This is a genomic window from Thermoflexibacter ruber (assembly GCF_900113045.1).
Taxonomy (GTDB): Bacteria; Bacteroidota; Bacteroidia; order Cytophagales; family Thermoflexibacteraceae; genus Thermoflexibacter; species Thermoflexibacter ruber.
Genome location: NZ_FONY01000030.1, coordinates 64,461 through 77,728 on the forward strand (window position 1 = coordinate 64,461; position 13,268 = coordinate 77,728).

General features: G+C 38.3%; 9 protein-coding genes and 1 pseudogene. 5 read left to right on the plus strand and 5 right to left on the minus strand.

What is annotated here, in order from left to right; translation table 11 throughout:
* Positions 1-79 precede the first annotated feature (79 nt).
* A complete protein-coding gene (locus BM141_RS15900; protein WP_091548426.1) occupies positions 80-1,315 on the minus strand; it encodes an ABC transporter permease in 1,236 nt (411 codons plus the stop codon).
* A 73-nt stretch (positions 1,316-1,388) separates the two neighbouring features.
* Between BM141_RS15900 and BM141_RS15905 the strand changes: the two genes are divergently transcribed.
* Positions 1,389-1,877 (plus strand): NADH-quinone oxidoreductase subunit C, encoded by a 489-nt coding sequence (locus BM141_RS15905; protein ID WP_317039473.1) that lies wholly within the window; start codon positions 1,389-1,391, stop codon positions 1,875-1,877.
* Position 1,878: 1 nt separating this feature from the next.
* Here BM141_RS15905 and BM141_RS15910 read toward each other — a convergent pair whose 3' ends face one another.
* The gene (locus BM141_RS15910) at positions 1,879-3,525 is read right to left on the minus strand and encodes a fatty acid--CoA ligase (protein ID WP_091548429.1); all 1,647 of its coding nucleotides are present in this window, start codon (positions 3,523-3,525) and stop codon (positions 1,879-1,881) included.
* Positions 3,526-3,690: 165 nt separating this feature from the next.
* On the opposite strand from BM141_RS15910, the gene BM141_RS15915 reads away from it, so the two are divergent.
* Positions 3,691-7,035, plus strand: a complete 3,345-nt coding sequence (locus BM141_RS15915) for a type ISP restriction/modification enzyme (protein ID WP_091548431.1) — start codon at positions 3,691-3,693, stop codon at positions 7,033-7,035.
* A gap of 7 nt (positions 7,036-7,042) precedes the next feature.
* Here BM141_RS15915 and BM141_RS15920 read toward each other — a convergent pair whose 3' ends face one another.
* Positions 7,043-8,224, minus strand: a complete 1,182-nt coding sequence (locus BM141_RS15920; protein ID WP_091548433.1) for a potassium/proton antiporter — start codon at positions 8,222-8,224, stop codon at positions 7,043-7,045.
* 85 nt (positions 8,225-8,309) lie between these two features.
* Positions 8,310-8,990 carry a metal-dependent transcriptional regulator gene (locus tag BM141_RS15925; protein ID WP_245764083.1) on the minus strand — a complete coding sequence of 227 codons (681 nt, stop codon included), beginning with the start codon at positions 8,988-8,990 and terminating at the stop codon, positions 8,310-8,312.
* 123 nt (positions 8,991-9,113) lie between these two features.
* On the opposite strand from BM141_RS15925, the gene BM141_RS15930 reads away from it, so the two are divergent.
* Entirely contained in the window at positions 9,114-10,214 is a 1,101-nt protein-coding gene (locus tag BM141_RS15930) for an aminotransferase class V-fold PLP-dependent enzyme (protein ID WP_245764084.1), read from the plus strand.
* Between the two features lie 336 nt (positions 10,215-10,550).
* A complete protein-coding gene (locus tag BM141_RS15935) occupies positions 10,551-12,104 on the plus strand; it encodes an Rne/Rng family ribonuclease (protein WP_091548437.1) in 1,554 nt (517 codons plus the stop codon).
* A 52-nt stretch (positions 12,105-12,156) separates the two neighbouring features.
* On the opposite strand, the gene BM141_RS22620 is transcribed toward BM141_RS15935, so the two are convergent.
* Positions 12,157-12,279 carry a helix-turn-helix domain-containing protein gene (locus tag BM141_RS22620; RefSeq protein WP_143090954.1) on the minus strand — a complete coding sequence of 41 codons (123 nt, stop codon included), beginning with the start codon at positions 12,277-12,279 and terminating at the stop codon, positions 12,157-12,159.
* 774 nt (positions 12,280-13,053) lie between these two features.
* Here BM141_RS22620 and BM141_RS23020 point away from each other — a divergent pair.
* Positions 13,054-13,268 (plus strand): annotated as a pseudogene (locus tag BM141_RS23020) (IS982 family transposase); the annotation flags it as partial.

Below are 13,268 nucleotides of genomic sequence, written 5' to 3' on the forward strand. Positions count from 1 at the left end.
TTTTATAAAAATAGAGAGATAATTTTTCTTGTGCAAAAGAAAGCAAAAAGATTTTTTTTTACAATTAGCTATACAGGCTTTATTCGTACCTCAATGACTCGATAGGGTCTAATTTAGAGGCTTTGTAAGCAGGATAGTAGCCAGAGATGATTCCTACGATAAAGCAAACAATTACCCCGCCTATCATCCATGCCCAAGGCACGATAAAAGACCCAGAGCTTATCAGCGTAGCTACCAAGTTCCCTATCAGTATGCCTAAGACGACCCCTACTGCTCCCCCAATTTGGCAAATCACGATGGCTTCCACCAAAAACTGTTCCCTGATACGCATGGGAGTTGCGCCAAGTGCTTTGCGAATCCCTATCTCACGAGTACGTTCCGTTACAGACACCATCATAATATTCATTAGCCCTATGGAAGCACCTAAGAGGGTGATAAAGCCAATAAAACCTCCTCCAATTCTCAGAGTCCCAGAAGTTTCTTCTAAAGAAGCCGTCAAGGATTCACTACGAGCAATTTCAAAAGAAGATTTTTCTCCTAAGCGGTCTTCTCTAATTTGACGCATGAGCCCTTCAGCTTCGCTCATGTAATAATTTATTTTAGTAGCATCTCTGACATAGTTGATAGCTGTAAAGTAAAGCCTACGCCCCGCCGCTACGCCTACGGCAGTCTGCAAAGGAATTAGCACCATTCTGTTGATATTAGAACTACCGATGGTGCTTTCTTTTTCTAATACCCCTACTACTTTATAGTGAGTTCCTCCTACCGTAATCCCTTTATTCAGCGGGTCTTCTTTGTCAAAAAGAGTTTCTGCTAACTCATCTCCAATGATACAAACAAAACTCCCATTTCGAATTTCTACCGCAGAGAAACCTCTTCCCTTAGCGACATTGTATGCTTTGACCGTGAGAAAGTTCTCATCTACTCCTTTGATAGGAATGTTGGGATTGGTTTTTTTAGAGCCGTATTTTGCTTCTGCTGCCCCGCCTATGTCTGTGAAAATACTAATCATAACATCAAAAGGGTAGCGTTCTTTGTAATCTTTGATTTGATTGTAGGTGATAGGAGATTTGGTCGTTTCCACTATACCTCCTCTATTTCGCCCTCCACTTCTGCTGAGGTCTTTCACATCGAAGCTATTAGCTCCTAAGTCCGCTAAACCTGAACTTATAGAGTATTGTATGCCATCTATGGCAGTCAAAATGCCTACTAAGGCAGTAATGCCTATCGCTACGATAGCGGCAGTAAGCGAAGTGCGTAGTAGATTGTCTTTGATAGCTTTGAGGGCTTCTTTGACGTTTTCAGAAAAATTCATAGTTTTGTTTGGAATGTAGAATACAAATAAAAGAAATTTTTTTGACTTTTACTTTTGGCAAAATAACTGTTTGATGATAGAAGAAATAAAAAATTTGATAGTAAGTCGATTAGGAGCAGAAACAGTCATAGAAACTAATGACAAAGTATTGCAGCCTTTTATCTTTGTGCAGGTAGAAAAACTTGCAGAAATAGGACAAATATTGTACGAATACGACTTTGACCACTTAGCTTGTATCACAGGCATTGACAATGGTGTAGCCTCAGGCACTATGGAAGTAGTTTATCATTTTTATTCTATTCTAAAAAATTTGACCTTAGTAGTCAAAGTAAAAGTAGCTCGCAATCAAGCAGATGAACCACTGCCAAGCGTACCTACTTTATCGCACATTTGGCAAAGTGCAGACTGGCACGAAAGGGAAGTTTATGACCTCGTGGGCATTCACTTTGAAGGGCACCAAGACTTAAGGCGTATTCTGCTCCCTGCGGACTGGCAGGGTTTCCCTCTTAGGAAAGACTACGAGGAACAGACTACCTATCATGGCATTCAGGTAAAATACTAAACTAAAGCAAGAGCAACTTCCCACGAATCGCTTTTTTGTCGATTTTGCCCACGCTCGTTTTGGGGATAGCCTCTACAAAGTCTATGGTATCGGGGATAAACCACTTGTTGATTTTTCCTTGCTCTACAAACTGAGTCAAAAAGCTTTTAAGCTCTTCATTGCTAAGCGACTGCCCTTGTTTTACGACAACCATTGCGTGAGGTCTTTCTCCCCACTTGGCATCGGGTACGCCCACTACAGCTACTTCGGCAATAGCAGGGTGCTGCCCTATGATATTTTCCAAATCAATGGACGAAACCCACTCCCCTCCCGTTTTGATGACATCTTTGATGCGGTCAGCAATTTTCACTACATTCCTTTCATTCATTACCGCTACATCGCCTGTATGCAGGTAGCCACTACGCCAAAGTTCTTCGCTTTTTTCTGGCTCGTTAAAGTATCCTTGTGTAAGCCAAGGGCTTCTGACAGTGATTTCCCCCATTTCTTGGTCGTCTTTTTTTACTTCTTTACCCTCCGCATTGACGATTTTTAAGTCCACCAATAGGGCGGGAGTACCTGCACGAGTACGTGCCTCTACCTGCCAATCTATGTCATTTTTCATCTCTTGAGGAGTAATAAAAGAAGTAGTAAGAATGGGACAGGTTTCTGACATTCCATAACCTGTGATGATGTCAATACCTCTTTGCAGGGCGGCTCTGCACAAGGCTTTCGGCAAGGCAGAACCTCCAATAATTACTTTCCATTTCGTTAAGTCTAACTGTTGTGCGGCAGGGTGCATGACCAACATTTGCAAAATCGTAGGAACACAATGCGAAAAAGTAGGTTTTTCTATCATAAACAGTTTCAATACCATTTCTGGCTCAAATTTCCCTACGAAAACTTGTTTCATGCCCATTGCCGTAGAGAGAAAAGGGAATCCCCAGCCATGTACGTGGAAGAAAGGAGTAAGCGGCATATAAGTATCCGAAGACTTGACCCGACAAGCCCCGTCAAGAATACCAAAGGTCGCACAGATGCCCAAACTGTGTAAAACTATCTGCCTATGCGAAAAGAACACGCCTTTGGGATTACCCGTAGTCCCAGTAGTGTAAAACGTAGTAGCGATGGCATCTTCGTCAAAATCAGGGAAATCATACTCCTCCGAAGCCTGAGCGAGCAGAGTTTCGTACTCTCCCGCAAGGGCTAACTTAGTAGCGGGAATAGTGCCGTCATCAGTAAGGGCAATGATTTTTTTTACCGTAGGCATTTCCCCCATGGAGCTCTCTAAAATAGGGAAAAAGTCAGTATGTACCAACAAAACCGTATCCTCGGCGTGATTAATAGTATAAAGAATTTGGCTTGCTGAGAGTCGCCAGTTAATAGTATGCAGTACATTGCCTGTACAGGGAATCGCAAAGTAAGCCTCTAAATAGCGATGGCTGTCATAGTCCATGACCGCTATGGTTTCGCCTCCGTCTATGCCAAAACCTTTCAAAACATTGGCAAGGCGGCGTACCCTCTTGTTAAACTCAAAATAGTTTAGCCGAACCCTGTCCCGATACACGATTTCATTTTCAGGAGTAAGCATTGTAGAGTAATGGAGCAAACGCTTGATAAGCAAGGGATAGGCAAAGGCATTGCTTGCCTTATTGATTTTTTTCACTTTCATATTTTTTAATAGGTTAAGGTGTAATATTGGCTAAATATCAGATTTTTATAGCAAAAAATAGGTATGCTCAGAGAAAAAGATTTTCTAAATTTTTGTTTGGTAGGGCTTCTAAGTCATAAATAGTACGCAACAAATATACATTACTTACTATCTTTGCGTAGAATAATGACAGTATCGCTGATGAGTAAGACCACCCAATACCTTGACGAGCTTAAAAAAATAGATAGACAAGAAGCCACAGAACACTCTTTGCGTTCTCTGCTGGAAAACCTATTGAAAGACCTTGCCCAAGAGGTCAATAAGGACATTAGTGTTTTGCAAGAACCCAAAAGACAAGGCAAGTTTGGTACGCCTGACTTCAAAATCTCTAACACCTCAGGCATCATTGGCTACTGCGAAACCAAAAAAATAGGGGAAAACTTAGCAGAAATCCTCAAAACGCCACAAATCAAAAAATACTTGGCTCTCAATAGCAATCTGTTAGTTACGGATTACCTTACCTTTATCTGGCTCAAAGGGGAAACCGAAGTAAGACGGGTACAATTAGAAGAAGCCACTGCCCCGCAAGTAGAAAACCTCATCAAGGATTTTTACAGGGAAACCCCACAAGGCATCAGCACCGCCAAAGAACTCGCTAAAGCATTGGCTATCAGAACAAAGTTTTTGAAAGATAGTTTACAAGAACTGTTAGAAAACCAAATTACTTCTCAAAATACATTCAAATTAGTTGGTTTATATCAGTATTTTAAAAATATTATTTCAGAAAATTTTACTACTCAGCAGTTTTCTGATGCCTTTGCTCAAACCTTGTCTTACAGTTTATTTTTAGCAAAACTCAATGCAGAGAGTAAAAATCTTCACCTTCAAAATATCCGAAATTTTATTTCTTACTCTTTTCCTGTTATTCGTGAAATTTCCGATTTCTTGGAAAACTTAGAGGAGGAAGAATATAAGTCAGTGCAATGGGTTGTAAATGAAATCATTACCATTATCAATGGCTTAAACATTGTAGAAATCCAAAAAAGCCTTTCTTTCAATCAAACGCCTTCGCTCAATCAAGAAGGCAATGAGGACACTTCTGCCGACCCCTATTTGTACTTTTATGAAGATTTCTTGGGGCAGTACGATAGCACGCTAAGAAAGGCAAAGGGAGTGTATTATACCCCTCCCGCCGTAGTCAATTTCATTGTGAGGGCAGTTCACGAAGCCTTGCAAACGGAATTTGGTATAGGGAAAGGGCTGGCAGACAAGGACAAAGTTACGGTGCTGGACTTTGCCACAGGCACAGGCACTTTCATTTTAGAAATTTTAAAAGTCATATTTCGTACCGTTCCCGCCAACTCTACTCTAAGACCAGACATAGTTAAAAATCATATCTTAAAAAATATGTATGGTTTTGAGTATCTGATGGCTCCCTATACGATTGCTCATTTAAAACTTTCCCAGTTTTTAAAAGATAACCACTATGAAATGCAAAAAAATGAAAGGTTACAAATCTATCTCACCAATACCCTTGAACCCTTAGAGGTGCAAATTAATATGTTGCTTCCTGAGCTTTCAAAAGAGGGAGCAAAAGCACAAGCAATAAAAAAACAACCAATTCTAATTATCACAGGCAATCCTCCTTATTCGGGACACTCGACCAATAAGGGTGCTTGGATAAGTGAAAAAATGAATGACTATAAAAAGTTAGGCAATGAGAAATTAGAAGAAAAAAATCCCAAATGGTTGCAAGACGACTATGTAAAGTTTATTCGCTTTGCAGAGTGGAAAATGCAAGAAGTGGAGCAGGGCATGGTCGCTATCATTACCAATCATTCTTTTTTGGACAACCCTACTTTTCGCCTCATGCGAAAAAGTCTGCTCCAAACCTTTGACAAACTCTACGTAGTGGACTTGCATGGGAACGCAAAAAAGAAAGAAACTGCTCCTGACGGCACAAAAGACCAAAACGTATTTGACATTGAGCAAGGGGTAAGCATTTCTATTTTTATCAAAACCAAACAACATGCTGACCCAAAAAAACAAACAGGTTTAGGCGAAGTCTATCATGCAGATTTTTACGGTACTCGCCAAGCCAAATTCGATTTGTGCTTGGAAAATAGCTTAAAAACTGTGCAGTGGGAAACCTTGCAACCTCATGCTCCCTTTTATCTTTTCAAACCGCAAGACACTACACACAAAAAAATTTATGATGAAGGGTGGAGTGTAAAAGATATTTTTAACATCAATAGCGTAGGCATAGTAACTGCAAGAGATAATCTGACTATCCAAGCTACTGAAAAACAGGCTTTTGATACCGCAGTAAAATTTGTTTCTTTAAAAGAAGAAGAAGCCCGTTTTCAATTTAGCTTAGGCAAAGATGCACGAGATTGGAAAGTAACGCTGGCACAGGAAGACTTACGGAAAACGAGCCTTGATAAAAAAGATAAAACCAAATTGGACAAAAATAAGGTCGTTCCCATTACTTACCGACCTTTTGACATTCGCTATACCTATTACACAGGCAAGTCCAGAGGCTTTCATTGTATGCCAAGAGGAGAGGTGATGAAGCATTTTTCTGAAGAAAATATAGGCTTAGTTACTGTCAGGCAAGTAGCCGAAGGCATATTCAATCATGCTTTTATCTCAAAATTTATTACAGATTTTAGAGTAACATTAAGCAACAAAGGCGGAGCGTACATCTATCCTTTATACCTTTACCAACAAAAAGAAATTTTCAGTGTAGAACCTAATACTGAGTTTGGCAAAGCCTTAAAAGAATTAGAGAAAAATTTTAAACCAATTCGGGCGTATTATGAGAAGCACAAAGCGATTTTTGATGCCATAGAACACCCAACTACAGGCGAACATCACTTTTTTGAGGAGGCAAGAACTTTTTATGAGGAGCATTTAGCACAGTTTGAAAAAGATGTATCAGACTTGAAAAAGCAATACCCTGACAAGCAAATCCAAAAAGCGGAAGGGTATGACAAAATAGAAAACTTTACCCCAGCTTTCAAAGATTTCATTACCCAACAATACCCAACACAGTTAGAAGCACGAGAAATTTTTGATTACCTCTATGCAGTCTTGCACAGCCCTACTTATCGGGAAAAATACAAGGATTTTTTGAAAATGGATTTCCCTAAAATTCCCTTTGTGGCAGACCTGACGCTGTTCCAAAAATTATCCGCACTTGGGCATGAACTTTCGGAAGCACATCTTTTAGAAAGCGGAGATTGGAAACAGATAGACGCAGGTATGCCTATGGAAATCGGGAGCAACGAAGTCAAAGAAATCCGCTATCAAGATAATAGGCTCTACTACAATGAAAAACAATACTTTGACAAGGTAAGCCCCGAGGTTTGGGACTTCCAAATAGGTGGTTACAAAGTTTTAGAAAAGTATTTGAAAGACAGAAAAGGCAAAAATATCTTTGAAGAAATCGGGCATATAGAGCAGATTATCAAAGTTTTGACTTTTACTATCCAAAAAATGAAAGAAATAGACCAAGTTGTTTATTTTTAGCTTATCATTAAATTAGCTTGAGCCATTTGGCTACTACCGAGATAGTAGAACCTTGGAAAAGAATAGAAGTAAGCACCACAAAGAAAGCAATATTGAATAAAAGCTTCGCTTCGGGGACTTGGTACAGGACGGGATACAGGGCAAATACAATAGGAGTAGCCCCGCGTAGCCCTACCCAAGAGATATATAATTTTTCTTTAAAGGTCTGCTTGAAAAATGCAAGACACAAGAAAATGCTCACTGGGCGTGCTACAAACATCAAAATCAGCGAAACAATTAAACCTAAAAATATTGTATTAGGCAAATCAAAAATAAAGGTCTGCAAACCAAGTGTAAGGAAAAGCACGATTTCCATTAGCCAAGATACGCCCTCAAAGAAATTTGCCAGATAAGAAGCATTGATTCTGTAATTAGCCACGACAATCCCCGCTACATACACCGCCAGTAAGCTATTCCCGCCGATTAATTCCATAGAGGAAAAAGTAAAAAGTATCATGGTAAGCACTAAAACGGGGTTTAAACCTACTTTGAGTTTAAGTATTTTGAGAGTGTTTATCATCAAATACCCGATGAGAATACCAGCCAGCATACCTACCCCCATGCTGTAAATAAACTTCCACAGAAAAGTCCACAAGGAAAACTCGCCTCCTTCCAAAATCATGGAACTAATCGTAATTGTTAGAAAGTACGCCATAGGGTCGTTTGTGCCTGATTCTAACTCTAACGTGGGAAAAATCTTGCCACCAAGTTTCATGCCTTTGGATTCTAAAATAGAAAATACCGCAGCGGCATCGGTGGAGGAGATGATAGCCCCTAAGAGTAGAGCAGTCATAAAGTTCAGAGGAGAAAGCCAATAGATAGTCAATCCAGCTACTAAAGCCGTAACTAAAACACCAATAGTTGATAGCATCAATCCTTGCCTAAGCACAGGTTTTATTTTCTCCAAATCAGTATCCAAACCTCCTGTGAAAAGGATAATGCTCAGGGCAATCTGCCCCAGACGCAAAGTAAACTCAGGATAGTCGTAGCGAAAATCATATTCTCCACCATTGCCAAAGACAAGCCCTAAGAGCAAGAAACCTAACAAAGTAGGTACTCCCATTTTAGCAGTAAACTTACTCAGTACGATACTTAGAAACAGTAAGACGGAGGCGATAAACAAAATAACTTCTACTGGAAACTTAAGCATGGTGGATTAGTCTTAATTTAGTTTAGTGTTTCTTAGATAAATAGTTTTTATTTATAGATTGAGTGTAACTGTCTTGAAAACAATTTTATATGCCTACAAAAATATTTTTAGCCACTTCTTTGGAAACTAAAATAGTCTTTTTGTCATCTAATAGCACTTCCAAAGAGCCATCATATTCTATTTTATCAGTAATGCTGACTTTTGCACCAATATAAATGCCAACTTTGTTAAGGTACTGTAAAAACAAGGCACTAATATCCTGTACTGCTACTACTCGCCCCACCTGTCCTATCTCCATCTCCCCCAAAGGCACATGAGGCTTCACCAAAAACTCTCCTTTGGCATCGGGAATGGGGTCGCCATGAGGGTCAAATTTAGGAAATCCTAAAAATTCATCTAACCTTTCTATTAGCAAGGGTGAATTGATATGCTCCAACTGCTCGGCAACCTCATGCACCTCGTCCCAAGTAAAGTTTAGCTTTTCTACTAAGAATACTTCCCAAAGTCTATGCTTTCTTACCAATTCCAAAGCAATTTTTACTCCCTCCTCTGTCAGTGTTACCCCCTTGTATTTCACGTAATTAACTACTTTTTTATCTGCTAACTTCTTCAGCATATCGCTTACTGAAGCAGGTTTTGTTTCAAGACGCTCTGCAATATCATTGGTCAAGGCTTCTTGATTTTGCTGGGAGAGGTGATAAATCGCTTTGATATAATCTTCCTCAGCCAAGCTATATTGATTTTTATTAAGCGTTATTTCTTCCACAGAATTATTGAATATTTTTTGTCAAACCAAAGACTCATCTCTACAAAGATATAGTTTTTTTTAGATATGCCTAAAAAAGCGAATCATAAAGTAAAAAAGCGAAATTAAATTTTTTCTATATTTGTGAAAAATTATTCTAATCTCAATCTGATGAACTTTTTAACGCCAGGTCCTTCTCAGCTTTATTTTACCGTAGAAGACCATATCAAAAAAGCATTAAAAGAAAATATATGTGCTATCTCTCATAGGAGCAAGGCTTTCCAACAAATTGTAGTACACACTATCAGCCAAATACGCCAGCTAATGAATATTCCTGAGGACTACTATATTGTTTTTACCGCTTCTGCTACGGAGATTTGGGAACGTATTATCCAAAATCTTAGCATAGAGAACTCTTACCACTTAGTCAATGGCAGTTTCTCTAAAAAATTCTATGATTTTTCTGTAAGTCTAAAAAGAAAAGCAAGCAAGTATGAAGTAGCCTTAGGGCAGGGCTTTGAGTTGGCAGACTTGCCAATTCCTGAGCAGGTAGAGTTGCTCTGCCTCACCCAAAACGAAACAAGTTCTGGGGTAAGTATGCCTTTGTCAGATATTTACGAACTTAGGAAAAAGTTTCCAAATGCCATAATAGCAGTCGATATGGTATCATCTGCCCCTTATCCTGACTTAGATTTTTCCCAAATAGATACGGCATTTTTTTCTGTGCAAAAGTGCTTTGGACTGCCAGCGGGTTTGGGCGTTTGGATATTCAATGAAAGATGCGTAGAGAAAAGTCTTGCTTTGGAAAAAGCAGGCATAAGTACAGGAACTTACCACAGCATCAGTTCTTTGATAAAAAATATTAAAAATAATGAAACACCTGAAACGCCTAATATGCTCGGAATTTATCTCTTGGGCAAGGTATGCGAAGACATGAATCGCCGTACTATCCAAGCGATTCGCACTGAGATTAGCTACAAAGCTGGTTTGATGTACTATGCCCTCAGAGAAAGTAAAAACTTTGAGATTTTTGTCAAAGAAGAAAAATTCCGCTCCAAAACAGTCATCGTAGCAGACGTACTTCAAACGCCTGCAAGTACGCTCATCAATCACCTCAAAGAACACCAAATTACAGTAGGGAGCGGCTACGGGGCAGGAAAGGACAAGCAAATTCGCATTGCTAACTTTCCTACGCACTCCAAAGAAACTTTTGAGTTATTGGCTGATTTACTCATCAAAGCATAAGTCTGTAAATCATAACATTAACTTATAGCAAAAATCAGCAAAATGGTATGGAAAATTAAATTTTTTTTTAACTTTGCAAGCTATTACAAGTTTTTATTTTTTAAGACTTTGATAATAAATACATTACCTTTTTTTAGGGAAAGAAAATTTTTATTTCATCATTAAATTATTAAGCGTATGCCTTGCGGAAAGAAAAGAAAAAGACATAAAATTGCGACGCACAAGAGAAAGAAGCGTTTGAGAAAAAACCGCCACAAAAAGAAACTTCGTTAGTAAATACCGCCAAGAATGTTGATGCTCTTGGCGGTCTAACTATATTTTTAACTATCTGATAAATTGAGTAACGAACTAATTATCAACGTAACTCAAAATGGTGGTCGGATAGCACTTTTACGAGATAAAAATCTCATCGAGTTTCATCAGGAAAGTTCTGATGACAATTTTATTGTAGGAGATATTTTTTTAGGAACAGTGAGGCGAATCGTTCCAGGACTAAATGCGGCTTTTGTAGATATAGGCTATGAAAAAGACGCTTTTCTGCATTACTTAGACTTAGGTCCTAACATTCGCTCTCTCAACAAATTCATCAAATTACATCAGGGCAAAAAAACTCCAAATGTCAAAGTCAATGACTTTAAAATGGAGCCGCAAATTGACAAGTTGGGCAAGATTACGGAAGTATTGAAAACCAACCAACAAATCTTAGTGCAAGTTGTCAAAGAGCCTATCTCGACAAAGGGACCTCGATTATCTTGCGAACTATCGCTGGCGGGGAGATATATCGTGCTTGTTCCTTTTTCTACCTCTGTAAGTGTTTCTAAAAAAATAACTGATAGCAATGAGCGAAAACGCCTTGTACGACTGATTTCTTCCATCAAACCTGAAAATTTTGGGGTGATAATTAGAACAGTGGCAGAAGGCAAAGACGTAGCCGAACTCGATAGAGATTTGACAGAACTGGTAGCTTTGTGGGAAAAAGGTGTGGGTAAACTTGCTACGGCAAAAGCACGAGATAAAGTCATTGGCGAAATGGGACGTGCTAACTCTCTGCTGAGAGATGTACTGAACGAATCCTTTGATTCTATCATCGTAGATGACAAAGCCGTAGCAGACGAAATCAAAGAGTATATCCATAACATCGCTCCTGACAAAGAAAAAATCGTAAAGCACTATACTGGCAAGTCCAAGATTTTTGAGGCTTATGGGATTGAAAAACAATTGAAACTGCTTTTTGGGCAGACCGTAAGTTTGGGAAGCGGAGCGTATTTGGTCATAGAACATACTGAAGCCCTACACGTCATAGACGTAAACAGTGGCAACAAATCAAGTTCAGAAAGCGACCAAGAAACTACTGCTTTTAATGTGAACATGGAAGCCGCCACAGAAATAGCACGCCAACTGCGTCTAAGAGATATGGGCGGAATTATCGTCATCGACTTTATTGACATGAAAAACCCTGAGCATAAGCGACTGCTCTACGAACACGTCAAAAAGGAGATGAAAACTGACAGAGCAAAATTTACTGTGCTTCCACTGACTAAGTTTGGGCTAATGCAAATCACTCGCCAGCGCGTCAGACCCGAACTAAACATCGTTACAATGGAAAAATGCCCCTCTTGTAACGGCACAGGAAAAATCTCAGCATCTATTTCGATTGCTGACCAAATTGAATCAAAGTTAGATTATATTCTAACCAAACAAAACGAGTCGGGTATTACCTTGATAGTCCATCCTTATATACACGCATACTTTACTAAGGGACTATTTTCTATCCGCCTCCAATGGTTTTTTAAGTACCGCAAATGGATTAAAGTACAGCAAGACTCATCACTTGGCGTTACAGAGTTCCATTTTAAAAATGCCAATGAGCAACTCATAGAAGTACAGTAACCTAAAATTGCGGCAGTGAAATCTTTTGCAAAAAAGCCTCTCCGATAATAAATCAGAGAGGCTTTTGCGTTTTTTGAGAAATATTGAGCTGTTTTGCCATGTACTCTTGGGAGAAGCCCCGTCCTGCCCGTAGGCTACGAAGCCGCGCAGATAGTGATTTGAGATGCTCATTCATAAGACCGATAGTTTGAAAAAGATGAAGTAATAGGATTAACTATGCAGTAAGAGTCATTTTAGCATTGTTCTTTGTATGTAAAAATAATAAACAATAAACGAAAATTTACTAAAAAAGATGTATTTTAACACGTCTAAATTAGTCAAAAAATGACTAACTTAGACGCAAGAAAAATTGCAAATTTGCAAGGATAGCCTCAACTTTGGTGTGTTAAATCGATTTGACAAAACTAAATGATTGTTCAACTTTTTAAACACTTTAAAATTATGAAAGAATTAAGTTTTGAGGAAATGATGGATATCATGGGGGAGGTTTGTGTACTGATATTGCTATACAAATAGTTCGTTGTACTATAGATGGGGCTTGGTATTGTGTAGGATATTTAGCGGCAATGTTTGCAGAATATTGCACTGGTAATAAATATTAATATTGTATTGATTGATTTATGCAAATAAATGATAGATTATTAAACAATTACGGGTATAGGACTTTGCAGATATTCCAAGCCAAAAATAAATTTATTACTTATGATATTTAGAACTATTTTAAAATTTTCTGTGCTTGTTTGCATACTCAATGAAAGTAATAACTTATTGTTTATTTGCATGATTTTTATTACCTTAACTAATTGCTATGTATTATTTTCTATTTATTAACGTGAGTTATTGAGATAATTGCTTAAAAGTCAATTTTTTATGATAAAAAATGTTCAATATTAATAAATATAGTATATTTGAAAATTGCACTATCGCGGAGTGCAACTCAAAGAATACTATGTACTTAATATTGAACACAACAAAACTAATAGAAATTTACATTACTTGTGATGACTTTGCTAAAAAATTTGAACAGTATCAATTAAGTCAAGGACAAGTTGTACCACAAGAAAAAATGTCTTGTTCAGAAATCATGGCAATTGTGATTTATTATCATATATCAGGCATGAAATGTTTCAAATATTACTATCAAAGTATTATTAAAGGCTATCT